20 protein-coding genes and 2 pseudogenes are annotated in these 23,895 nt (G+C 42.0%); 13 read left to right on the top strand and 9 right to left on the bottom strand.

The features are described from left to right. Positions 1-554: 554 nt before the first annotated feature. On the bottom strand, positions 555-701 hold the full coding sequence (locus tag HWQ40_RS35225; protein ID WP_292787250.1) for a ribbon-helix-helix protein, CopG family: 147 nt from the start codon (positions 699-701) through the stop codon (positions 555-557). A 1,024-nt stretch (positions 702-1,725) separates the two neighbouring features. On the opposite strand from HWQ40_RS35225, the gene HWQ40_RS35220 reads away from it, so the two are divergent. From HWQ40_RS35220 to HWQ40_RS35195, 6 genes are all read left to right on the top strand, one after another. Continuing rightward, entirely contained in the window at positions 1,726-2,226 is a 501-nt protein-coding gene (locus HWQ40_RS35220; protein WP_292787247.1) for a fatty acid hydroxylase, read from the top strand. 565 nt (positions 2,227-2,791) lie between these two features. Next, positions 2,792-4,771, top strand: coding sequence for an ATP-binding protein (locus HWQ40_RS35215; RefSeq protein ID WP_292787244.1), 1,980 nt, complete (start codon positions 2,792-2,794; stop codon positions 4,769-4,771). Between the two features lie 13 nt (positions 4,772-4,784). Next, positions 4,785-8,915: a PAS domain S-box protein gene (locus HWQ40_RS35210; RefSeq protein ID WP_292787241.1), complete on the top strand. Its 4,131-nt coding sequence runs from the start codon at positions 4,785-4,787 to the stop codon at positions 8,913-8,915. Between the two features lie 171 nt (positions 8,916-9,086). Continuing rightward, positions 9,087-9,464 (top strand): response regulator, encoded by a 378-nt coding sequence (locus tag HWQ40_RS35205; RefSeq protein ID WP_190894307.1) that lies wholly within the window; start codon positions 9,087-9,089, stop codon positions 9,462-9,464. Between the two features lie 459 nt (positions 9,465-9,923). Further along, positions 9,924-10,997 carry a phosphotransferase gene (locus HWQ40_RS35200; protein WP_292787239.1) on the top strand — a complete coding sequence of 358 codons (1,074 nt, stop codon included), beginning with the start codon at positions 9,924-9,926 and terminating at the stop codon, positions 10,995-10,997. A 215-nt stretch (positions 10,998-11,212) separates the two neighbouring features. Beyond that, entirely contained in the window at positions 11,213-12,307 is a 1,095-nt protein-coding gene (locus HWQ40_RS35195) for a phosphotransacetylase family protein (protein WP_292787237.1), read from the top strand. A gap of 41 nt (positions 12,308-12,348) precedes the next feature. Here HWQ40_RS35195 and HWQ40_RS35190 read toward each other — a convergent pair whose 3' ends face one another. Beyond that, a complete protein-coding gene (locus tag HWQ40_RS35190) occupies positions 12,349-12,867 on the bottom strand; it encodes a DUF4188 domain-containing protein (protein WP_292787235.1) in 519 nt (172 codons plus the stop codon). Between the two features lie 94 nt (positions 12,868-12,961). On the opposite strand from HWQ40_RS35190, the gene HWQ40_RS35185 reads away from it, so the two are divergent. The 4 genes and pseudogenes from HWQ40_RS35185 (at position 12,962) to HWQ40_RS35170 (ending at position 15,196) form a co-directional block, all read left to right on the top strand. Continuing rightward, positions 12,962-13,507 carry a PadR family transcriptional regulator gene (locus tag HWQ40_RS35185; protein ID WP_292787233.1) on the top strand — a complete coding sequence of 182 codons (546 nt, stop codon included), beginning with the start codon at positions 12,962-12,964 and terminating at the stop codon, positions 13,505-13,507. An 84-nt stretch (positions 13,508-13,591) separates the two neighbouring features. Continuing rightward, on the top strand, positions 13,592-14,095 hold the full coding sequence (locus HWQ40_RS35180; protein ID WP_041565591.1) for a hypothetical protein: 504 nt from the start codon (positions 13,592-13,594) through the stop codon (positions 14,093-14,095). Between the two features lie 87 nt (positions 14,096-14,182). After that, positions 14,183-14,605: pseudogene (locus HWQ40_RS35175) on the top strand (MAPEG family protein). Between the two features lie 99 nt (positions 14,606-14,704). Next, on the top strand, positions 14,705-15,196 hold the full coding sequence (locus HWQ40_RS35170; protein ID WP_012411046.1) for a YajQ family cyclic di-GMP-binding protein: 492 nt from the start codon (positions 14,705-14,707) through the stop codon (positions 15,194-15,196). A 56-nt stretch (positions 15,197-15,252) separates the two neighbouring features. On the opposite strand, the gene HWQ40_RS35165 is transcribed toward HWQ40_RS35170, so the two are convergent. After that, complete coding sequence (locus tag HWQ40_RS35165) at positions 15,253-15,810, bottom strand: glutathione S-transferase family protein (RefSeq protein ID WP_292787232.1); 558 nt, start codon at positions 15,808-15,810, stop codon at positions 15,253-15,255. 6 nt (positions 15,811-15,816) lie between these two features. After that, positions 15,817-16,281: a hypothetical protein gene (locus HWQ40_RS35160; protein WP_292787230.1), complete on the bottom strand. Its 465-nt coding sequence runs from the start codon at positions 16,279-16,281 to the stop codon at positions 15,817-15,819. Positions 16,282-16,682: 401 nt separating this feature from the next. Between HWQ40_RS35160 and HWQ40_RS35155 the strand changes: the two genes are divergently transcribed. Beyond that, positions 16,683-17,402, top strand: a complete 720-nt coding sequence (locus HWQ40_RS35155; protein ID WP_292787228.1) for a tetratricopeptide repeat protein — start codon at positions 16,683-16,685, stop codon at positions 17,400-17,402. 264 nt (positions 17,403-17,666) lie between these two features. Here HWQ40_RS35155 and HWQ40_RS35150 read toward each other — a convergent pair whose 3' ends face one another. Together HWQ40_RS35150 and psaM are read right to left on the bottom strand one after the other, a co-directional pair. Beyond that, positions 17,667-18,077: a hypothetical protein gene (locus tag HWQ40_RS35150; RefSeq protein WP_292787226.1), complete on the bottom strand. Its 411-nt coding sequence runs from the start codon at positions 18,075-18,077 to the stop codon at positions 17,667-17,669. A 307-nt stretch (positions 18,078-18,384) separates the two neighbouring features. Next, complete coding sequence (gene psaM, locus HWQ40_RS35145) at positions 18,385-18,474, bottom strand: photosystem I reaction center subunit XII (protein WP_040630342.1); 90 nt, start codon at positions 18,472-18,474, stop codon at positions 18,385-18,387. 200 nt (positions 18,475-18,674) lie between these two features. Between psaM and HWQ40_RS35140 the strand changes: the two genes are divergently transcribed. Further along, entirely contained in the window at positions 18,675-19,937 is a 1,263-nt protein-coding gene (locus tag HWQ40_RS35140) for an FGGY-family carbohydrate kinase (protein ID WP_292787223.1), read from the top strand. Positions 19,938-20,099: 162 nt separating this feature from the next. On the opposite strand, the gene HWQ40_RS35135 is transcribed toward HWQ40_RS35140, so the two are convergent. The 3 genes and pseudogenes from HWQ40_RS35135 to HWQ40_RS35125 all read right to left on the bottom strand — a co-directional run bounded on the left by HWQ40_RS35135 (position 20,100) and on the right by HWQ40_RS35125 (position 22,917). Further along, a complete protein-coding gene (locus tag HWQ40_RS35135; RefSeq protein WP_292787221.1) occupies positions 20,100-21,338 on the bottom strand; it encodes a restriction endonuclease in 1,239 nt (412 codons plus the stop codon). Next, positions 21,329-22,120: pseudogene (locus HWQ40_RS35130) on the bottom strand (AAA family ATPase). The gene HWQ40_RS35135 and the pseudogene HWQ40_RS35130 overlap by 10 nt, the downstream one beginning before the upstream one ends. A 35-nt stretch (positions 22,121-22,155) precedes the next feature. Next, positions 22,156-22,917, bottom strand: a complete 762-nt coding sequence (locus HWQ40_RS35125) for a hypothetical protein (RefSeq protein ID WP_292787219.1) — start codon at positions 22,915-22,917, stop codon at positions 22,156-22,158. A 213-nt stretch (positions 22,918-23,130) separates the two neighbouring features. Between HWQ40_RS35125 and HWQ40_RS35120 the strand changes: the two genes are divergently transcribed. After that, complete coding sequence (locus HWQ40_RS35120; protein ID WP_292787217.1) at positions 23,131-23,871, top strand: dienelactone hydrolase family protein; 741 nt, start codon at positions 23,131-23,133, stop codon at positions 23,869-23,871. Positions 23,872-23,895 lie beyond the last annotated feature (24 nt).

Below are 23,895 nucleotides of genomic sequence, written 5' to 3'. Positions count from 1 at the left end.
TCGCTGAAGTAGAAGGTGTTGCAGATTTGGACAAAGGTTTTTAATTTTACTCTGACGTGAGTAAGTAGGTCGGTAGAATAAAACCAAATTATGTTAACAAAAATGAACGAGGCTAAAACCCTCTTCCCTCCTGCTTTATCTCAACGACAAATATTTACCCCCACCGACTTAATTGCAAGAGCAGTAATCATAGATTAGCTCCTCACGACTGTATATTTGCTACCTCAATGCTGTTGTTTGTTGCAAAAATTTTAAACAATATGGGTTAGAGATTATTTTCTGACGAAGATGACGACAGAATAAGTATAATCACAGAACCAAAAAATATTCTCTCACTCCTCATTGTGCAACTCAATAATAGCGATCGTGTCATCTTCTTTTCGGCGCGTTGCGCCCGCCGTAAATGAGCGCAGCACGCCAGAAATTAAATTTTTACGTCCCTCTCAATCATTACAAAAAATTACTACCTCTTAATTTAACACCTCCAATTAAACCAAATTCTAATGCTTGTATCTTGAAAATGAACCAAGGTGAAATGGTTCGCAAATCTACTTTTATTTCGTCAGTGGCAAGGCTCGAATAAGTTCTCTAATGACATCCGTTGCTGGTCTGCCTGTCCGTTCACAATATTTTTCAAGGTTTTTGGCTTCATTTGATGCCAGGTTTATAGTGATTCGCTTGACCGCCCATTTTTTGTTCATACTGAAACAGATAAATCGTGTAATCATAACTTCAAATCCTGATTTTACCTTCCAACTGGAAAGTAACCTAAATTTTGGATATACTAAAATACCCTTTCAATAGGACACGTTGTAAATAAATATTGCAGGTGTGCTTTACTGATTTACTAACTTGTCTATAAATGATAAAGGAAGAATCAATATTTGGTACTCTATCATTTAATTTTTTATCCCTTTTAGCTTAGGCTGTAGTCTCATGCCTAACGTTCGCTGCGCATAGCTTGCTATGTGCAGCAGCAATCACAGGACAAGGGTGACACATCAAGTCGCCAGTGTCTACAACAAGAGCGAACGAATAGTCTAGAGTAAGCGAATTCAAACGCACTTGGCAAATAAAGAGAAATTATAAAAGTATCCCTGTCTTTTCAATGTTCATTCATCATTGAAGGTGCAGGTTGAGAGCTAATATTATTACTCAATTGATAGAAAATATCTATGGCATATAGTTAATTCTAGATGCTCCAAATTTTACAGCCTTTCAATTAAACTATAAGCCTGCTTTATTCACCTCAATAACTCAATGAATATTGGCAAAATATCTATTTATATCATTCTAATTGGATTCATAATTGAAGCTTAATTGCAATATTTTTATAATTAACAATATTGCAGAAAGCCTTAACCTAAATTTGTACTAACTTTAACTCAACCTTTGCTTACGCTGTATGTCTTAGTAAGAAGATTGTGTAGTAACTATGGTAAAATACTGTATCCCAATCGGATTTTAGATGTATTGCTACCATTAATCCAGAGCTAAAAGTCAAATTGGAGGTTCTTACGAGTTGCTATTTACTTCATTAAGGATCGGAGATTTATGAAACTGCAACTCACCCAATTACATATACTCTGAGCCAAATTAGCTGGAGCGTAGACACATGAGACGCACAGATGCTGCTTGAATAGCGGAAAACTAGGTGTCTACGCCCACAGCATGACATTTGCATATTTTCTGTGGAGTTTTCTTAACTATTCTTGAGGAGTACAAATGCTTGAGGCTATCGCTGTTGCTTGGTTATTACTGTTTTTTGGCGATTTTCTATCTACATTCTTTTACCACGTACCTGAGCACGTTTTTGGTAGCCTTCATTTAAAAACGCACCACTCCTGGAAAAAGGACTTCCGCCACTATGCTATTTTGACTTTTAATCCCCAGGTTCTTTTAGATGGTATATTGGGAGCTTTACCTTATGTACTTATAGCAGTAGTCTTGTGGTCTTTCTCTCCCATTGGCGTTATCTCTGGATTACTGCTTGGTCAGTTTCATGTATGGTGGAGACACATAAGTGTACTGGGTTGGCAAACTCCAAAGCCTGTAAATATCTTATGTCAAATTCTATTTATTACAACTCCTGAGAGACACTGGTTACATCATCACAAAACTAATTTAGGTTTCGGCGATATTTTCACCTTCTTTGAACAACCTGCACAAATGTGGTTGCGCAGACTGCGATTACTCAGACTTTGTTTTCGCGACTCTCGGATCTAACTAAAACTAGCACTTACCTAAATACTTTTTAAAATTACCAAAAGAAGCTGCGATCGCAGCTTTTTTTGTACACTCAAGGCGATTATTCTCCTCTTAGAAATGCGTTCTACCTATATACTCGAAAACTAATTCCCAATTTATGAGGAATAGCAACAAGACACATTAATTTACCATAGACTTCAATCTATGCTTTTATCTAACTAAGAATTTTTTACTTATAGTTGTTCTAGAACTTATCAAACAAGTAAGCGAGTTATAAGAACGCAAGAATGCCTCTGGTAAAGAGTTTAAAGGTATTTGCTACCGCTCGACTTCGCTGTTATATCCTTAAGGTTTTTGGGAAAACTAGTCTTAATTAGTAAACTATTATATCCCTAGATTTTTATGACAATTCCTCTCTTTTCAAGAGATGCTAGTCCTAGCTTGCTTATGCAAAGGAGTACGGATAGCTACGGTGAAGGTGGCAGGAGGTTGCAATACAGTGTAGGTTTCTCTTTGAGAAACTACTCCAACAAACCAACACTGATTGTGAGAAATTTGCAACCTGCTCTAGATGAGGTGTTTCATGCCCGCAGTTAGCCTCAGAAAGATGCTCAACAAAAAAGAGTTGCCATCTCTTATTCATAACTTAGTCTACCAGTTCAACATCGCGATTGATGTTGAACTGGTAGACGGCACGAAACTAATTAGCATTGGGGAGCAAACTGTAGAAAACCGTTATCCAATCGAGGTTTCAGGAGAAATCATCGGTTGGGTTGTTGGAGAAGAACAGGCAACTATACTTGCAAATTTGCTCTCGTTTTTGGCAAAGCAGGAAGCTGAGAAGAAAGTACTCGCCAAAGAATTGCTGGAGCGATATCAGGAAATTGATTTGTTTGACGATATCTCGACTCAACTGACAACAAGTTTAGATACGCGACAGATTGCCCAACTTGTGCTTCAAGAATTGAGTCAATTAATTGAATCATCTGCGGGGATGATTCTGCTTTTGAGTCCAGATGCAACTGCGTTTGAAATCATTGCCGAATTTGGAGTGTTTTTTGACCACAATCAGCCGGAACCGGGTAAGGGAATTATCGGCAACATTGTGCAATCCAACCGGGCCGAACTCGTCAATGATGTGCAAGCCGATCCGCGATTAGAGGGGCAAAAAAACGTTAGTGCAATGATTTGTGTACCGTTACGAGCCAAAGAGCGGGTACTGGGAGCGATCGCTATTGGAACGGCCAAAACTGACTCATACAAGGCTGAACACCTGAAACTGGTGAGTATCTTTGCCTCTCAAACAGCGATCGCCATTGACAAAGCTGTGCTTTACGAGCAAAGCACTCAAGCAGCCGTCCAGGCAAAAGCCCAGACACAGAAGCTTCAGCAAGCTCTCCATGAGTTGCAATTAGCCCAAACTCAGTTAATCCAAAGCGAAAAAATGTCCAGTCTTGGACAACTTATTGCCGGAGTTGCCCACGAAATCAACAACCCGGTTAACTTTATTTGCGGCAATTTAAAGTATGTTGCCGAATACGCTCAAGACTTGTTACACCTGTTGGAAAAGTATCAGAAATTTCTACCTGTTGCTCCTCCAGAACTGGAATCAGAGTTAGACAATATAGACCTGGAATTTATCATGCAGGATTTCCCCAAACTGCTAGATTCGATGAAACTGGGCACAGGTCGCATCGTCGAAATTGTCCAATCCCTGAAAAACTTCTCCCGCCATGATGAAGCTGAAATGAAAGCCGTGAACATCCACGATGGCATCGATGGAACCTTAATGATTCTTCATCATCGCCTGAAAGCAGATGTTCATCGTCCGGCAATTGAAATCGTTAAAGACTATGCAAAACTTCCCCTGATTGAATGCTATCCCGGACAGTTGAATCAGGTGTTTATGAACATCCTGGCAAATGCCATTGATGCTTTGGAAGAAAGCATGGAAAATTGGGGAGTCAAAAATAATCCCCAATCCGCAACCCCCAATCCCCAAATTACTATTCGTACCATAGCCATTGACCACCAGTGGGTTGTAATTCGCATTGCCGACAACGGCCCAGGCATGAAGGAGGAGATAATCCGCCGCATTTACGATCCCTTCTTCACCACGAAAGACGTTGGGAAGGGAACGGGGTTAGGCATGGCAATCAGCTACCAAATTGTTGTAGACAAACATGGGGGAATGCTTAAGTGTCGTTCTCAACCGAGTGAAGGCACAGAATTCTGGATTCAGATTCCAATAAATTGTGCATTGGCAGACGTTACTGAAGAACAAAATAGCACCTCTGCCTTGCCAACTTCCACAACGGAATCATCCCGGACTCCCGATACCGACGGCTTCATTCCATCAACAGTTCCAATGCTCAAACCGACGGATCTGCTGATCCGCCATACTCAACTGATCCAGCGACTTTCGCAGCACAGTCCAGAGGTGGAAGGTGCATCACCCGATCAAATTTATCAGATGTTCCAACGCCACCCAATTTCGTTAAGGCTTTACGCCACTTTGTTGTCTTGGTTCTGTTGTTCTAACCCTACCCAAATACGCCACTAAAGAAACCTCAATCATGTTTAACCAACTTGATGAATACAATAGTCAGCTATTTGAACAATGTCCTGTTGGGCTAGCACTATGCCGAACAGATGGGACGCTAATTAGCATCAATCCCGCCTATGCTGCCATTTTGGGGCGTACTGTTCCAGAAACCCTGAATCTCAGCTACTGGCAGATTACCCCAGAAAAATATGCTGCTATGGAGCAATCTTGCCTAAAAGACTTGGAACGAACTGGTCGCTATGGGCCTTATGAGAAGGAGTACATCCACAAAGGCGGGCATCTAATTCCGGTAAGGTTATCTGGACTGATGATTGAGAAAGATGGAGAGCAACTGATCTGGTGTAGTGTGGAGGACATCAGCGACCTTCGACGCGTTCAGCAGGAACGTCAACATACTGAACAAATCCTGAAACAGAGTGAAGCCCGATACCGCTCTTTGGTGACAGCTACTGCACAAATTGTCTGGGTAAGCACACCAGATGGAATTTGCTTTGAACTGGCAAGCTGGATAGCTTATACAGGTCAAAGTCTAGCTGAAGCGGAAAATGGGGGCTGGATTGATGCCGTTCATCCTGACGATCGCGCCTACACTGGAGAAGTCTGGAGTGCTGCTGTGGCAAACCAGAATATGTATCAAATTGAATACCGAATTCGTGGCAAGGATGGCAACTATCGCTACTTTTGGGTCTGGGGTGCCCCTGTCCTAGAAGAAGATGGCAACGTTCGGGAGTGGATTGGCACCTGCACTGATATTCACGATCGCAAGCTAGCAGAAGCTGAAAATCAGCGTCTTAAAGAACGATATCGCTCTTTAGTAACTGCCACTTCACAAATGGTCTGGACGGCATCGCCAGAAGGAATGGTAAACTCTGAAATAGTCGGTTGGGAAGCATATACAGGTCAAAGTGAAGCCGAAATGATGGGCTGGGGCTGGTTAGATGTCATGCATCCCGATGACCGCGCCGAGAGTGCTAAAGTTTGGAGTGCTGCTGTGGCGAACCGGAGTCTTTATCAACTTGAATATCGGATTCGTGCCAAAGACGGCACTTATCGCTACTTTTTTGGCAATGCAACTCCTGTTTTGGAAGCAGATGGCAGCATCCGCGAGTGGATTGGCACCTGCACCGATATTCACGATCGCAGGTTAGCAGAACAAACTCTGCAACAGAGCGAAGAACGGTTTCGCTCTTTGGTGACTGCCAGCTCACAAATTGTCTGGGTGACTACACCTGAAGGACTGGCGGTAAGCAGTGAAATGCTTACCTGGTTAGCGTATACAGGTCAGAGTGCAGATGAAATCGAGGATTTAGGCTGGCTCGATCCGATTTATCCTGATGACCGTACCCGCACAGCCCAAGCCTGGAGTGCTGCTGTGGCGAATCAGAGTCTCTTTCAAACCGAATATCGGCTGCGTGGCAAGGATGGCACATACCGCTACTTTTTTGTCTGTGGCACCCCCATCCTAGAAGCAGACGGTAGCGTTCGAGAATGGATTGGCACCTGCACCGATATCCACGATCGCAAACTGGCAGAAGCCGAAAATCAGCGTCTTAAAGAACGATATCGGTCGTTAGTAACTGCTACTTCACAGATCATCTGGGGAGCTACCCCGGAAGGACTGGGAATAAGCAGGGAAATGCTCACCTGGATTGAGTATACGGGGCAGAGCGAAGCTGAAGTTGAGGGTTGGGGCTGGCTAGATCCGATTCACTCCCATGACCGTGCCAGTTCCACAGAAGCTTGGAATGCTGCTGTGGCAAACCGAGGTATCTACCAAACCGAATATCGGCTGCGTGGCAAGGATGGCACATACCGCTACTTCTCTGTCTGTGGTGCCCCCGTTCTGGAAGAAGACGGCAGTATTCGGGAATGGATTGGCGCTTGCACCGATATTCACGATCGCAAACTGGCAGAAGCCGAAAATCAGCGTCTGATGGATATGTTGAATCATTCCAGCGATGCCATCATCGTCCGCGATATGAGCGATAAAATCTCTCACTGGAATCAGGGTGCCGAAAGGCTCTACGGTTGGATGCGTGAGGAAGTGAAAGACCAATGCATTCAAGCTTTTATCAAAAAAACCTTTCTCAAGCCAAAGGAAGAAATTGTCGCAGAGTTATTAGAGCAAGGAAATTGGGAAGGAGAAGTGGAACATCTCACCCATGAAGGCAAACTGATTACCGTCCAAAGCCGATGGACGTTGCAACGGGACATCTCTGGTCAACCTTGCGCGGTGCTGGAAATCAATACTGACATCACTGCCCGCAAACAAGCAGAAATCGCTCTGCGGCAACTGAATCAAGAACTGGAAGCCAGAGTTGAAGAGCGGACGGCTGCCCTGCAAAATACCCTAGCAGAAGCACAGGGATTAAATGCCATTTTAGATAACTTAGCAGATGGTTTGTTGGTGGCAGACACCGCAGGACAAATCACCCACTTCAATCCCGCCTTTTTAGCCATGTATGGATTGACAGCTAGCGCCCTCAACGGTCACTACCGAGAATTGCCGATATCTGGTTTAGCAGACCTGGTTGCACGAACTCAGTCCCATCCTGGGGAGGTGTTCTCTGCCGAAGTTGCACTGACCAAAGAACGCATTGGTCAAGCAGTAGCAACCGCCATTTTCAAAAAGACAGCAGATGCAGAACCCTCTACCTGCTTCGGTTCGGCGCTGCTAATTCGAGATGTGACAGCAGAAAAGGAAATCGACCAGATGAAGACCGACTTCATCTCAACAGTTTCCCACGAGCTGCGGACGCCACTGACTTCTGTCCTTGGTTTTGCGTCCATCATTCAAGAAAAGCTGGAAACCGATGTGTTCCCAATGATTTCTACCGAAGACCGCAAGCTTCAGAAAACGATTAAGCGGGTGGCTGACAATCTCAATATTATTGTGTCGGAAGCAGAACGGCTCACATCTTTGATTAACGATGTCCTGGACATCGCCAAAATGGAAGCAGGTAAGGTGGAATGGCAGATGCAGCCGATCGATCCCAGCGAATTACTGGATTGGGCAACCAATTCTACTGCCGGGTTGTTTGAAACCAACGGCTTGCAGTTGGTCAGCGAGATTGAACCTGGACTGCCTCAGATAGTAGGCGATCGCAACCGTTTGCTGCAAGTTTTAATCAACCTAATTTCTAATGCCGTTAAGTTTACCGAATCTGGCTGTGTCACCTGCCGTGTCAAACAAGAAAACGACGGTGTTTGCATCAGCGTCATTGACACAGGCATTGGGATTGCACCTGAAGACCAGCCGAAAGTATTCGAGAAATTCCGCCAAGTTGGCGACACCCTCACCGACAAACCCAAAGGCACAGGGTTAGGACTGCCCATCTGTAAACAAATCGTCGATCATCATGGCGGTAGAATTTGGGTTGAGAGTGAACCAGGTAAAGGCAGTATATTCTCGTTCATCATTCCTACCTACACCAGCGATCAAAAAAATACTGCTAATCTGAATTTGGATACGCTAGTCAAACAACTCAAAGAACACGTCATCACCAAAAATGCTGTGCTGAACCAAAACCGTAAAACCATTTTGGTTGTAGATGATGACGCTAACATTCGGGAATTGCTCCGCCAACAATTGGAAAACGAAGGCTACAATGTTCGCGAAGGAAAAGATGGTATGGATGCAATTCATCAAATCAAAACAGCCCGTCCCGATCTGATTCTCTTGGACGTGATGATGCCCCAAATCAACGGCTTCGATGTGGCAGCCGTTCTCAAAAACGATCCTCAAACCGCAGACATTCCGATTATCATTCTGTCGATTATTGAAAACAAAGAACGGGGCTACCACATTGGCATCGATCGCTATCTCACCAAGCCCATTGACACAGAAAAACTCCTCAACGAAATTGGCTCACTGCTTTACCAAGGCACTTCTAGTAAAAAGGTATTGGTTGTAGATAAAAATGCATCAGCCTTAAAAACCCTATCAGATGTACTGCAAACTCAGGGATACAGCGTGATTGAAGCTTCTGATCCCCAAGAATGCATTTATAAAGCCCTGTTAGCCAAACCTGACATGATCATCATCGATTCTATCTTCTCTCAAGAAGCCGATTTGGTGAAAACTCTACGCTTTGAGAAGGAGTTGGAAAATGTATTTTTTATTATGCTGTCTGAACAGTAATTGCTAGGGATTGGGGACTGGGGAAGAAGCAAGAGAGCAGAGGAGCAGGGAGCAAGGGAGCAGAGTTTTCCCCTCCGCCCCCCGCCCCTCTGCCTGTTTGCAATGCCCAATGCCCGATTCCCAATTCCCAATCCCCAATCCCCAATCCCCAATCCCCAATCCCCAATCCCTATGACCCAGAAAATTTTAATTGTTGACGATGAACCCAATATATTGATTTTGATGGAACAAGCCTTAGAAGCATTAGAAGATGAAGGTGTTGAACTTCTAACTGCTAGAAATGGAGAAGAAGCTCTCGAAACTATTAAAACTGAAAAACCAAATCTAGTTTTTCTTGATGTGATGATGCCGAAAATGAATGGTCTGCAAGTCTGCCACATTGTTAAACACGACCTGCAAATGACTGACATCTACATTGTAATCTTGACAGCCAAGGGACAGGAATTTGATAAACAAAAAGGAATTGAAGTTGGTGCAGACTTATATCTAACTAAACCATTTCGCCCCAAAGAAGTACTTGAAAAATCAATGCAAGTGTTGGGTTTTTGAAAAAAGTTATGAAGGCTTTTCATCTGCGATCGCCTACGGTGGACTGTAGGCGATCGCAGCACTTGATCTTGCTAAGTCATCATACATAATGGGCGTAGCTTGCTTCTGCAACTACGCTATTTTTATTTTCAATCACCAGGTTATTTTAGATGTAATTAAATACTTTTTAAAATTGTCAAAATTAGCTGCGATCGCATCTGCTTTTGGTATAGTAATCCTATCTAACTTATGAGAAATAATTTTTTATAACGTAAACACAGAGTGGCTTGCCGTAGGCGATCGCTCCAGACGCCGAGAGAATCAAGAGAGATTTTCACGAATTATTTAAAATTGCTATACGTTATTTATATGATTAAATAGTTAAATCTGAAAATTACAATCCACATTCTACAGTAATCTCAGGAAATTAGAAGCTCCTGAATTTATGCTTGATGTAAATCAAACCATAGATAAACACAAATGCATACAGATAAAGTCATTACTAATATTAATCAAATTAACCTTGACTGGCTCAATTCAGCACTCGCCACTGACTCTATCCAAAATTTTGCTATTGAAGCCTTAAATAGTAGTAATTCTCAGATTACTAAAATTCAGCTTCAGTATCAATCAGAAACAACAGGTACATTACCAGCATCCCTGCTGCTGAAAATTTGCGCAGATAACAATGACATTTTCGGTGAATCTGAAGTCAATTACTATATACGGGATTACATTGAGCTAGCAAATCGACCTATACCTACTTGCTACCATGCAAGATATGCAGAAAATCCTCGTCGTTATCACCTTCTTTTAGAAGACTTATCTATAAGCCATTGTGACAACCGACGAATTCAGCCGACACTTGCCTATGGTTGTGCAGTTGCTAAAGCATTAGCCACATTACACGCTCATTGGTGGGGTGTTGAAAAATTACGAGTTATTGACAGTAATATTACTAGCCAGACAGAAATTGAGCGATATGTAGCTCACGTTCAACCTGGATTATTACCAATGTTAGAGGAGATTAAGACCGAAATTGATGATTCATGGAAGTCATTGTTAATGGATGTATTTGAAAATCATCCTCACAAGATGATTGAGCGTACAAAAAACCCATCTGGCTTTACGCTAATTCATGGTGATCTTAACCCTGGTAATGTCCTGTCTCCCCTAAATGGAAACGGCAAAACCTATCTCATCGATCGCCAACCGTTTGATTGGTCTTTAACTACCTGGCTAGGAGTAAGCGATCTTGCGTATATGATGGTGCATTGGTGGGAGACTGATTTACGTAGGCAATGGGAAATTCCAATTTTGCGTGAATATCATGCAAATCTCATCAGCAATGGTGTTTTTGGCTATGATTGGGAGCAATTGGTCAACGATTATAAACTTACCGCAGTTCAAAGTCTTTACGTTGCTACAGAGTGGTGCGTTTTAGCAGAAGACCGCCAACGGATGAAATGGCTATGGTTTTGGCAATTGCAAAAATCCATAACAGCTTTCTTGGACTTGGAATGCTCTGAATTATGGACAGGGAAAGTGGACTAGTTAGCATTTTCGCTTTCCCAACCCCAAGTCTTTATACAGTTTTTCAAAACTCGATCTTGCCGAAGAGAAGCTTTCATCCTTACCCTTGCTTGTTCAATCAGAAGGTAATTCTGGGAAACCTTAATTTGTGAGAGCGAGAGGCTTTTGCCAGAAGGAACTAGAATTAGGAAACACCTAGCTGGGTTCTTCTGACTTTTGAAATTAGGAGTGCATGTGTGCCAAAATCCCCTAAATATTTGCTGATTGGATCGACCGAGAATTACAGCGGTAAATCTGCAACTGTTCTGGGTTTGTCTCATCAGCTACAGCAAAAAGGTCTGGATATTACCTACGGTAAACCACTCGGTACGTCTTTCAATTCGTCTAGTGGAACCGTAATTGAGGAAGATGTCCAGTTCATCGCTCTTAGCCTCAATTTGCCGGAAAACCGCGTTGCACCTACAATGCTGGCTTTGGATGAACCAAATGTGCAAAAGCGCTTGCAGGGGGAAGACAAAACCGATTATCAGCAGTCCCTAATACAGCAATATTTACATAAGTCTCAAGGAGATTTGGTGTTATTGGAGGGGCCTGGTGATTTGTCCGAAGGCAATTTGTTTGACTTGTCTTTACTGCAAATGGCTGAAGTATTGGATGCTGGTGTGCTGTTAGTAGCCCGCTATAAATCGTTGCTTTCGGTTGAGGCGCTATTGGCTGCAAAACAGCGTGTGGGCGATCGCTTGATTGGAGTTGTAATCAATGATATTCCTGTCACTCAACTAGAAGCTGTTGATACTCTTTTGCGCCCATTTTTGGAACAGCAGGGGATTCCAGTGTTAGCAATGCTGCCGAATAGCGATTTGCTTCGCAGCGTCAGTGTTGGCGAACTAGTCAAGCAGTTAAAGGCTGATGTTCTCTGCCGCAACGATCGCATGGATTTGTTAGTAGAAAGTCTGGCAATTGGAGCAATGAATGTCAATTCAGCTGTAAAATATTTCCGCAAACGCCGGAATATGGCAGTGGTGACAGGAGGCGATCGGGTGGAAATTCAGCAAGCGGCTTTAGAAACTTCTACCCAATGTTTAATTCTCACAGGACAACTACCGCCCCCACCGTTCATTCTCAGTCGCGCTGAAGAACTAGAAATCCCCATTTTATCTGTTGACTTAGACACCCTCACCACTGTAGAAATTGTTGACCGCACTTTCGGGCAAGTCCGCCTCCATGAGCCGATTAAGGTTCAGTTCATTCGCCAGCTGATGTCTGAGCATTTTGACATTGACCGCCTGTTATCTAAACTAGGTTTAACTCCCGCAGCGGCATTGTCTTAGATTCATCAACCTCGACAATTAAGAGCATCTATGCTCAGTTATCAGTTAGGAGGCTGTATTGCTGGTGATGGTACAGCTGGTTCGCCGTCACCTCCCAGGCGACGGCGTGCTGTTTCCTTCCGCCCCATAGCTGGGACATGCTTAGTTGCAGCAGCTAATCCAAAGACAGGCATATTTCCGTAAACCGCCTCATATCTTCCCGGTTCAATTAAATAGGTTTCGTGCCAAATGCCGACACTGCCATCAGCACCAATGGCTTGATTAAACCTTTGCCAAGCTTTTAAATGTGCATCGGCTGGATTTCTAGCAAAACGCTCTAAATCGTCGAACGATCGCCAGTATTGAATCAGTCCTACCCCTCGCGGATAGATAAACCTTTCTCCTCCTAAAAACCCTTTTTCGGGATTCTGATTCAGGCTTTGTAGCATGGGTGACATTGCCATAGCTGTGGGAATCCATTTGGAAAAAGCGAATAATTTATTAATTCGCATCCCAATCAGAAACACAACAAAAGGTTCATTAATCTCGGCTGTAAATCGTCCCGGTATTACTTGAGGCATCTCTCACTCCTTGTTGGTTAAGTTAATATGCAACTAATTGCATATTAACATTTTATGCAATTAGTTGCATAAGTCAAGTAGTGAATTAAAAATTATGGCATTAGCGCACGCAATATTAGCGGCTCTGGTTGAGGCATCCTGTAGTGGGTATGATTTAGCAAAAAGATTCGATGGCTCTGTAGGCTTTTTCTGGTCAGCAAGTCACCAGCAGATTTATCGGGAGTTGTCGAAGCTAGAAGATCGAGGATGGATCAGCTCTGAGTCGATTTTTCAAGCCGGACGGCCAGATAAAAGGCTCTACAGCGTTACAGATTTGGGAGAACAGCATCTCAAAGAGTGGATTGCTCAACCCTGTGAACCCACACCGATTAAAGATGATTTACTAGTTAAAATTTTTGCTGGTCATATTGTTCCTAAGCAAATTATCTTGGCAGAGCTAGAACATCACCAAAAAGCCCATCAAAAAAAATTGTCTACGTATAAGGAGTTAGAACAGCATTACTTTCAAAATCCGCAAGAACTGCCAGAAACAGGCAAATTTCAGTATTTAACTCTCCTAAATGGCATTAGTTATGAAACACATTGGCTAGCTTGGTGTTCCCAAGTAATGGACTTACTGAACCAAAGAATCGAAAATTAGTCGCAATGTCTAACTTAAGTTTTCCTCGCATCTACACGCTGTTTGGTAAAATATCTGGGTCGTTTAGTCTGATTATCTCCATCTTTGAGCCAATCAACAGACCTTATTAACCTCGATACATTAGCGCAAGAACTGGCTACAATCCAGCAAACGGGTTCTAAAAGAATTGCCTTGCTGGGTTCTCGTCATGTACCGATTACGCATCAGAATCTTATTGAAATGATGACTTATGCCCTAGTTTTATCGGGTAATCGAATCATTACTTCTGGTGCTACAGGTACGAATTCAGCGGCCATCAAGGGAGCAACGCGGGCTGATGCAAATTTGTTGACAGTGATTCTACCCCAAAGCCTGGAACGCCAGCCTTTAGAATCGCGCCAGCAACTAGAACAGGTAATGCATCTAGTCGAAAATCCCAGTAATGATAATCTGTCTCTGGCGGAAGCTAGTTACTTGTGCAACAAGGAGATTGTCTCTCGTTGCCAGCAACTAATCTGCTTTGCCTTTCACGACAGTCGCACCCTGTTACAAACTTGTCAGGATGCAGAAGAACAAAGAAAAGTGGTGACGCTTTTCTACTTTGATTAGTCATTTGTCATTTGTCTTTTGTCATTTGTATTTGACTAATGACTGATGACTGATGACTGATGGCTAATAACCAACGACTAATAAGTAATGATAATTTTTTTGTACTCGATCGCTGCTGCTGCCGTTCTAATTTACGTGCCATTTTTGCTAGTAGCTTATGCCCGTGCGCGTATTGGGTATGAAATGTTTTCTACTCCTCGCGACATGTTTGATAAATTGCCACCTTATGCCCAACGGGCTACTTGGGCACATCAGAACACCTTTGAAGCCTTTATGATATTTGCCGCAGCCGCATTGATGGCTTATGTAACTGGTATAAATTCTTTTACAGCCCAAGTAGCTGCGATCGCATTTGTGGTCGCCCGTTTCCTATACTCGATTTTTTATATTTTGAATATACCCCTTTTGCGTTAGCGTAGCTCCTCTGAAAGAGGCTCGCTTATGTTTGCCATTGGCATCCTTGGCTGTGCCACTCTCTTTTTCTTGAGCATCATCCAAGCTACTAGTTAATTGGGGCATGGAGACTGGGGACTGGGGAAGAGTTTTCCCAATCCAAAATCGTTCGACTGAGCGAAGTCGAAGTCCAAAATCTAAAATCCAAAATGTTTTATGGCTTCTACTTTTTCCTTTGACATTGTGAGCGACTTTGACCGACAAGAGTTGGTTAACGCTGTCGATCAAGTTATACGAGACATCAAAGGTCGTTACGACCTCAAAGACACTGAAACTACTGTCGAGTTAGTTGAAGAAAGCATTAACGTTAGTACTGACAGCGAGTTTACCTTAGATTCTGTACACACCATTCTGCGAGAAAAAGCCGCCAAGCGTAACCTCTCGCAAAAAATCTTTGATTTTGGCAAGGTTGAATCAGCAAGTGGTAATCGCGTGCGTCAAGAAATCAAACTCAAAAAAGGCATCAGTCAGGAAATCGCCAAACAAATTTCCAAATTGATTCGGGACGAATTTAAAAAGGTACAAGCTTCAATTCAAGGGGATGCTGTGCGGGTTTCTGCCAAATCTAAAGATGACTTGCAAGTTGTCATGCAGCGGCTAAAACAAGAAGACTACCCAGTTGCTTTGCAATTTACAAATTATCGTTAAAAGATTCGTAATTCGTAGTTAAAAATTCAATTACGAATTACGAATTACGAATTATTTTAAGTCCGTCCGCCAATACTTCTTTGAAATGCCGGACGCTCAGATAACTGCTTCATATAATTCAACACCGCTGGATAGGGGCTGAGGTCTAGCTTCAGTATCATGGGAATGTAATTCAAAATAGACCCTACTGCTACATCAGCAACAGTGAACTCATTGCCAAGTAAAAAAGGTTGCTTACTGAAAATTTCATTTAAGGGAGTCAACAAGCGGGGCATTTCCCGTTCTCGATTCTCCTCTCCAAAAATCCCTGGGCCAAGGGTAGCATTAGCAAACAACACCCATTGGGAAAATACAGCACGTTCCTCTGGTGAAAGTGGAGTTTTACTGTACTTATCGGTAAGATACAGCAAAATTGCCCCAGATTCCCAAAGCTGAAAATCCCCATCAACAATTGCTGGGACTTTACCAAATGGGTTAATTGCCAAATATGCAGGCTGGAGATGTTCACCCGCCTGCATATCAAGCTTGACGAATTCGTAGGGAATTCCTAATTCCTCTAAATACCAGTGAACAATTGACGCTCGACTACGAGTGCCACCGTAAAGTTTTAGCATAATTACTTAAAGCACTTTGTGAGTGTGAGAATGCTGTTTAATATTGTCTTCTTTGGTGACAACTCTGGCGGCGTTTAACACCCGTTTCCGCTCAATGGAATATTTAAATTCAGTGTAGTTTGTACCTAATGGAATCAGGGATTTTGCAGATTCACGACGCTTGTAGGTACGAGCTGCTGCAAATACCCGTGGCACAAATTCCTCTCCAAACTGAGCCGACTCTGGAAAGCCATCTGGCAGCAGTTGTGAATCGCCATCCAGCACAGATCCCAAAGTTGTGGCATGAGCCAGCTTATAGGAGGTAGGAATACCCTTTAAAAGCGCTTCCAAAGCCGCAGAGGGAATCGGTTCTATAACTTCGATTTGATAAACTTCTCCATCTTCTTTGACGAAGCAGGTTGCCAAGCCGATCACAATGTAATCATCGGTTGCTAAATCAGGGGCATTGGGATAGGAAATTGCAGTTGTCATCAGAAAATTTCTCAAAACTTAAAAATTGAATTTAGGGAATGGGGCATGGGGCATTGGGTATTAATTACTCTTCCCTTGCTTCCCCTGCTTGCTCATCCCCTCTTTAAACGAACGGCTTGTTGGCATTCTACCAATTTGCTGCTCTCACTACTTGACTAGTCTTTGAGATTAACGTCTGCTATTTCTGGAATTCATCTTCGGGATCAAGTATCTATGATTAGGTTTGAGGAGCAATTGTTTTTTAAGGGGTAGATTTCTACTAGTGTGAGTAGTTTAAATCTCAGTCTTAAGATGGCTTTAAAGTAACCATAAGTACCTTGAGAATAGAGACAGTGGTAAAACCACCAGCGTTAAAAAACTAGACTTTTATTTAAAAAAGCAGGGATTTCAAGCAGGAAAAGATGAATAGTCACTCATTTTTAGCTGACGATGACCAGCAAAGTAACCAATATAAGTATGTTCTAAATACTACAAACAAACTTCAAGAGCGGAGGAAAAACGATCACAGCGAATCTACTTTCGAGGATAGCTACTTACGCTCTTTTGCTTTAAAGTTAGCTCAACAAGGAGATTATACTGAAGCGATCGCACTTTTAAGCCAACTAATTTTTCGCCACCCCCATAATGCCGTTGATTACAACAACCGAGGGTTAATTTATTTCCAAAGTGGTGAAAGGCAAAAAGCGCTTTACGACTATAACACCGCCCTCAAGCTTAATCCCTATTTAGCTAGTGCTTATAATAACCGAGCAAATTACTACGCTGCTTCTGGAGAATTAACAACAGCACTTGCTGATTACGATCAAGCGATTGATTTCAATCCTCGCCATATTCGGGCGTGGATTAACCGAGGCATTACCTGGCGTGATTTGGGGCAATACGAGGTGGCAATTGAGAATTTTGAGCTAGCACTGCTTTTCGGTCAACTAGAAGGTCATATCTGGGCTGAACGCGGCAGGACTTACTATCTTTGGGGCGACTGGAATTGTGCGATCGCTGATTATCGTCGCGCCCTTACTACACTACCGTCTCTTGACAACAATAAGGATATTACTGGTTGTCGCTTGCGTTTACAACTTGAAAATTGGCTAGACGAGCTACTATCTCAATCAGCGTCTTAATTGGTAGATTAGTCCTTTTTGCAAATTCAAGATTCAAAAAGTAAATTCTTCATTTTGAATTTTGAATTTTTAATTGGAGCGTTCGCCCTTGGCGTCTTGTAGCGAAGCGACGCTGTATCGCTAATGACTAATAGATGATAACTACATAGCTATTCAAAAATTAGCTATTAACCATTACTTATTAACAATAATATAAATTAACACCCCGTTTATACGTAATCTGAATCACAATAAACCTCAATAATCCCAAATTCGCCATTTTTCTTAGGGTGATGAGTCTGTTTGCTCATCTTCTCGGCGATCTTGATTCATCAACACGATCTGACGCTGGCTGGGATCGAATCTGTATCCTTGTCGTTGTCTAATAATTTTAGCTTCTTGCGGATCAAAGTTACGGCTAAATTCTACCTGTAAACCATTGACATGTCCTTCCATCAGCTTGACTTCAGTACTCATTTCTCGCAATTTTTCTTGCTGTAACCAATGATAAGGCAAGAGTTGTGTTAAAGCAGATGCTGCAACGGCTGTAATCACAAGATTGACCGCTATTTTGGCTGTGCTTTCCAGTGCCATCATTTGGTAAGAACGTTGACGAAGATGCCGTTTTGGCCGAGAAATGACCCGACGTTTTTGTATAGGTTGTAACGGTGGTCTGGAGGGTTGAATCGCGTTCATGATGCTAAAAGATAACCTCGCTTAGTGAAGGGAAGCACTATCAAGAGTGCTGAGTTATGAGTTGGAAATCTCACTCAGCACTCGATACTCGGAACTGAATTAGCACTCAGCACTCCTGAATGCTTGATTTAGCTGTCATATTACTTCATTTTTTTGAAATAGCTACAAGTGTCGCACTAGTTAAAAAATAACCTGGCTTACGTAAGTGCAAGGTTTCTAGGTACTTATGACATAAAGCCATAAAGTCTGGAAATTGCACCCCGTACTGCCAGGATTATTAGCTTTTTAACTGTGTCACATCGGAGCGTTATTTGTAAAGTTCTGTGGCTAATCGCCAAGCTAGAACTCCTGGGATCAAGGCTACAACTAGAGCGATGTAGACTTGAGTATCTGAGATGGAAGATATCTGAGCAATGTACAGAGTATCTAAGATAGGCATGGCTGAAAACCTCCTAACCTGAATAGATTTTGAACAGTTCGTTTACTACTTTTCCTTGTTTTGCCAAGATTGTGGAATATCTTGTTACAAGATGCAACAAAAGCAGTTATTAGTCAGTAGTTCTTATTTATTCTCCATTAAAAAAATTTATAAAAATTATGAATTTATATCTGGGTATCGACTTCGGCACATCTGGCGCACGCGGTGTAGTGATTGACGAGGAAGCCTCTTGTATTCAGGCAGAGGTGCGATATCCCTTCCATGACTCACCAAATGCCGTTACGCCAAAAATTTGGCAGGAGGCTTTGTTTGCGTTGGTGGAACAAATACCTGAGCAATTACGGCGAGAAATTAGAGCGATCGCAATCAACGGGACTTCTTCCACCGTTTTGCTGGTTGATGCTGCTGGCAATCCAACAGATGCACCATTGCTGTACAACGATGCGCGGGGATCATTGGTGCTAGAGCATTTGAGGAGTATAGCACCCCCCAATCATACCGTGTTGAGTGCCACCTCCAGCCTAGCCAAACTTTTGTGGATGAGGCAATTACCTTCTTTTAGTGAAGCTAAATATTTCCTGCATCAAGCAGATTGGCTGGCGTTTCTTCTGCATGGACAGTTGGGTATTAGCGATTACCATAATGCTTTAAAGCTGGGTTATGACGTAGAAGAGTTGAAATACCCAGAATGGCAAGAATTGTTGCAAATACCAATTCAGCTACCCAAAGTTTTAACTCCTGGGACTCCGATTGCCGAATTGCGTCCTGAAATTGCCGATAAGTTCGGTTTTTGCCGCGATTGTCTGGTGTGTGCAGGTACAACTGATAGTATTGCTGCTTTTCTCGCCAGTGGGGCAAAATTACCTGGTGAAGCCGTGACTTCCCTTGGTTCAACGTTGGTACTAAAGTTGTTAAGTCGTACCCGTGTAGAAGATGCCAGATATGGGATTTACAGCCATCGGTTAGGTGATTTGTGGCTGACTGGTGGTGCTTCTAATACTGGAGGTGCAGTACTAAAGCAATTTTTCACAAACGCTCAGTTAGAAAGCCTTAGCCGGGAGATTGATGCATCAAAAGCCAGCGAGTTAGATTATTATCCGTTGTTGAAGGTAGGCGATCGCTTTCCGATTAATGATCCCAATTTACACCCACGCTTGGAACCACGCCCAGAAAATCCAGTGGAATTTCTGCATGGGTTGTTAGAAAGCATTGCCCGCATAGAAGCGCGAGGGTATGAATTATTACAACAAATGGGAGCAGACAAATTGAGCCGTGTTTATACTGCTGGCGGTGGTGCAGCGAATCATACTTGGACTGCGATTAGAGCGCGTAATTTGCAGATTCCTGTAGTAGCGTCAGTTTACACAGAAGCAGCTTACGGGACAGCGCTGTTGGCGATGGGAGAGAGAAAAAGGGGTTAATCAACAGTGCATCTTTTGGTAGATATCTTCTAAATCAGTATCTATCCCAGTGACAATCCATATATCTCAGACGATACTTGGATGATTAGATACCGGACTATAGATTCCAGGTTCATCATCTGGGCAGCTATTCGGGGATGGGTGTTTCGCAGCAAGCGAATGTCATCTATCCCCTTTACTAATTATTGGTGTGAGTTCTGAAGGGATTAGGAGAAAAAGGTTTTTTAAGAAGGTTTGACCCGCGCAATCAAGATGATCATCTAGGGAAAAGGTGAGGCTGCGGACTCGGATTTGATCGCTTTTAATATCTAGTGGCTGTGTCAAGTCTTTGGGGTATATCAAAAAGGCTTGCTCGCATTTTGTTGTATTGGCGTAGCTGATCATTTGATGAATATCTGTATATCCTGCCTGTTCAGGGGCTTTATATTTTGTATCCAAAACTGCTATTGTTTTGCCAGTAGCAGCATCACACAGTAATATATCTATATTGAAATGCCGATTCTGACTAATTTCTATTGGATGTTGCTGTTTGAAAAAATAGCCTTGTGGCGTGTTTTTCTTAAGCCATTCTGCAAAAAAAAGCTCATATAGATGTGCCATATCAACGAGAAAAGGTAGGGTTTTGTAATTTCCCCTTTCATGACTGGGACTACTATTTTCTAAAAATAATCTACATAAATTATGTAATAGTTGATAGTCGGGATTGAGGCGATTATACTGTCTGGCGATACAATCTTTTGCACTACAAGGTTGCAACGTTACTAATCCTTGTAGAGCGTGATAAGCTTTTCGTACTGTTGGTGATACTCTTTCTGAACATAAACTGCTACGACCAATGATATAAAGTGTCCATGCCAGGATTTGATTTTCTTTAATATCAGCCGTATGTTCTTCGTAATCGCATTTAAGTTTAACATTCCACGGCTTTTGGATTACCTGTTGCACATCTAGCTTTCCCCGCACATAAGAAAGCTGCTGTGTTTTAGGCAAGTAAGTACGATATAATCCTTTGCGGCATCGCTCTAAAACTTTATGGGATAATATCTGAGCCAGATTATTATAAAAGTCCTCTAGAGATTCACAATCCATTAGCCCTTCGAGAAAGCGAAAACCTTTAAAATTGTAGGCATATTCCAGCATTCCGCAGAGGTTTTGGATCGGCACTTTCGGATTTATTTTTAGATGCAATTCAGGAGTGACAGGAATGTAACCTACCCATCCTTTAGCTTTGAGTTTCCAATGTTGTCTCGTTGTATAGGTAGGAAATTCTATATCTAGTTGTGTTTTGTATTTCTCATATAACTCGACTACGGCTGAATAGGGTATTTTATCAAGCGGAAATAATTTATTTTCGTATTCTGTAAGTTCAATAATTATTGGTTGTGCTGGGTTTATATCCATAGTTTATTCTTGATTTCATCCCAGCGAAACTCATCTACTTTTTTTAGCTGGTTAAAAAAGTACTCTTCTAAATATGGCTCAATTTCTATGCGCCATATATCTTCTATATCTTCACGTAGGTTGTCTGTTAAAAAGAATGAAATACCAATTTCGTAGTTTTTGTCTGCGATCGCCTGATTTAATTGCTGTAAAATGTTAATTAATCCCTCTACTGCAAAACCTGTTTTTAGGTGATAACGTCGCAGGACATCATAATTTGGGCGAAGTTCGATAAATGCAAAGCGACGACGGAGTGCATGGTCTATATTTGCAATAGACCTATCTGCTGTATTCATTGTCCCAATAATGCGGACATTTTTCGGGATGCGAAACCTGTTACCGCCAGCTAATAGAATTTCTCTATCTCGGTACTCAAGTAAGTACATTAGTTCGCCAAAAACTTGTGCGAGATTAGCGCGGTTTATTTCATCAATAATTAAAATTCAAGTTCCTTGATGATACTCTGCTTCTTTGCAGAATTTTAGAAAACTGCCTGGAAGCAATGGGTATGTTAATTTTCCATCTTGGCTTTGAGGACGTATACCTTGAATAAAGTCTTCATAAGAGTATGTGGGGTGAAATTGCAGAAGTTCTGAGAAACCATCACCACCACCGATTAAGTGTTGAGCAAGTTTTTCAGCAAGATAAGTTTTTCCTGTTCCAGGCGAACCGCTTAAAATTACTTGTTTTTTGCGATTAATTGTACGTATCCACCGTTTTAAATCTGTTTCATCAAACCCAATTATTTCAGAACATTGCTTGAGAGAAAAGTTAGGGTTTATTTGATAACAGGAAAAAAAGCCACAAATTTATTAGTAGCATCTATAACTTCTTGAGATTGCTGAAAATATTTATTATTTGTGCATTTCATCCATTCTGCGTCTGCATTATCTTCGTAAAAAAATATTTCTATAATTGCAGTTTCATCTCTAAGAAATCCATTATTTTGATTATAACTTTCATATATTTCGGCTAAGTTGACGATCTTATCCAAAAATATATTCTCACTAATTAGTTCAGCTTCTATTCTCTGCAACTCATATATATCTCCATCTACTTTAAACTGCTGGTGGTTAATTTCCCATACAGATTTAAATAGCATTGAGTCACTGTCTAGCCTATCCATCAGCACTTGCATTACTTGTTTTAAAGCATTATCGACAAAGTACACAAGTAGATTATCTGGTTCAGATTTCAGTACTAGAGGGCAGTCTAAAGCATCTACACAATCGATTATGTATTCATTATACTCATTAGTTATTTTAATAGCTTTAAGCCACTCTACGCTGTAATTATAAACATAATATTTCCAACAATAATCATTAAATAATTCTAGATAAAAACTTATAATAGCAAAAAACCTTATAACTACTTGCAAAAGCTCACGTTTGTTAGAATAAGTCGCAAGTCCAGCGTGGATTATTATTTCCCATGCTTGCCAAATCAGTTCTAAAGCTTCCCATTCCTGCTTTGATCCTCCAGTCGCAATTCGTGAAGCGTAAGCTACATCACCCCAAGTAAGAATATTTTTTTGATTCATATCACAGATGATCTAAATAGCCAAATTCATTACTTTATAACATTTAATACTTATTTATTAACTATTAAGGCGATCGCAACAAACTTTCATTGAGGATATTAAGTGATCGCAGTGATGATAAAAGAACGCCAAATTGTGGGTTGAAAGCAACCGGATACTGCGGCGCTACAGTGTAAAAGCTAATGACAGCAAGCGTAACACGGAGGTAAAAAAGTGCAAATCACTAAGCGCAATCTTGAGTTAAGAGTAGATGGCAGCTTAATGCGTGTTTATGTTGCAGCTCCCAAAGCAGCAGGAAAATACCCTGGTATTGTCTTCTACAGTGATATTTATCAGTTAGGTGATCCAATGATTCGTCTAGCTAACTACTTAGCAGGATACGGCTATGTAGTAGCAGCGCCAGAAATTTTTCACCGAATTGAGCCAGTTGGTTTAGTAATTGAGCCAGACGATCTTGGACGAATGCGGGGTAATGACGATGCGCGTCGAACCTCCGTAGCTGATTATGATGCCGATTGCCTTGCTGTGATTGAATTTCTGAAAACAGAGAGTGCGGTTTCTCCAAATCAAATAGGCACTCTCGGCTTTTGTATTGGTGGACATTTAGCTTTCCGTGCAGCATTTCAAAGCGAAATTCGGGCTTGTGTTTGCTGTTACCCTACTGGTATTCCCAGTGGTAAACTGGGTAAGGAGGTAGCCGATACAATCCAGAGAGTAAGTGAAATCAAAGGCGAGATGCTAATGGTATTCGGTACTCTTGACCCTCATATACCAGAGAGCGATCGCCAAACCATAATAAAAGCAATTGATAATGCTAACATACCTCACCAAGTTTTTTTGTATGAAGCAGAACATACATTTATGCGCGACGACGGTTATCGTTATGATTCTAGTGCTACCACCTCTGCTTGGTCTGAAATAGTAACTTTTTTGGAGCGCATATTTGCAGACTGAAAACTCCTATTATTGCTTTCTTTA

Source organism: Nostoc sp. NMS9 (assembly GCF_017114995.1).
Taxonomy (GTDB): domain Bacteria; phylum Cyanobacteriota; class Cyanobacteriia; order Cyanobacteriales; family Nostocaceae; genus Nostoc.
This window is presented reverse-complemented; position numbering and strand designations above follow the sequence as displayed.

Coding starts and splice junctions, on each gene's coding strand:
- HWQ40_RS35225 (WP_292787250.1), bottom strand. CDS start 701: ATGAACAAAAAATGGGCGGTCAAGCGAATCACTATAAACCTGGCATCA.
- HWQ40_RS35220 (WP_292787247.1), top strand. CDS start 1,726: ATGCTTGAGGCTATCGCTGTTGCTTGGTTATTACTGTTTTTTGGCGAT.
- HWQ40_RS35215 (WP_292787244.1), top strand. CDS start 2,792: ATGCCCGCAGTTAGCCTCAGAAAGATGCTCAACAAAAAAGAGTTGCCA.
- HWQ40_RS35210 (WP_292787241.1), top strand. CDS start 4,785: ATGTTTAACCAACTTGATGAATACAATAGTCAGCTATTTGAACAATGT.
- HWQ40_RS35205 (WP_190894307.1), top strand. CDS start 9,087: ATGACCCAGAAAATTTTAATTGTTGACGATGAACCCAATATATTGATT.
- HWQ40_RS35200 (WP_292787239.1), top strand. CDS start 9,924: ATGCATACAGATAAAGTCATTACTAATATTAATCAAATTAACCTTGAC.
- HWQ40_RS35190 (WP_292787235.1), bottom strand. CDS start 12,867: ATGCCTCAAGTAATACCGGGACGATTTACAGCCGAGATTAATGAACCT.
- HWQ40_RS35185 (WP_292787233.1), top strand. CDS start 12,962: ATGGCATTAGCGCACGCAATATTAGCGGCTCTGGTTGAGGCATCCTGT.
- HWQ40_RS35170 (WP_012411046.1), top strand. CDS start 14,705: ATGGCTTCTACTTTTTCCTTTGACATTGTGAGCGACTTTGACCGACAA.
- HWQ40_RS35165 (WP_292787232.1), bottom strand. CDS start 15,810: ATGCTAAAACTTTACGGTGGCACTCGTAGTCGAGCGTCAATTGTTCAC.
- HWQ40_RS35160 (WP_292787230.1), bottom strand. CDS start 16,281: ATGACAACTGCAATTTCCTATCCCAATGCCCCTGATTTAGCAACCGAT.
- HWQ40_RS35155 (WP_292787228.1), top strand. CDS start 16,683: ATGAATAGTCACTCATTTTTAGCTGACGATGACCAGCAAAGTAACCAA.
- HWQ40_RS35150 (WP_292787226.1), bottom strand. CDS start 18,077: ATGAACGCGATTCAACCCTCCAGACCACCGTTACAACCTATACAAAAA.
- HWQ40_RS35140 (WP_292787223.1), top strand. CDS start 18,675: ATGAATTTATATCTGGGTATCGACTTCGGCACATCTGGCGCACGCGGT.
- HWQ40_RS35135 (WP_292787221.1), bottom strand. CDS start 21,338: ATGGATATAAACCCAGCACAACCAATAATTATTGAACTTACAGAATAC.
- HWQ40_RS35125 (WP_292787219.1), bottom strand. CDS start 22,917: ATGAATCAAAAAAATATTCTTACTTGGGGTGATGTAGCTTACGCTTCA.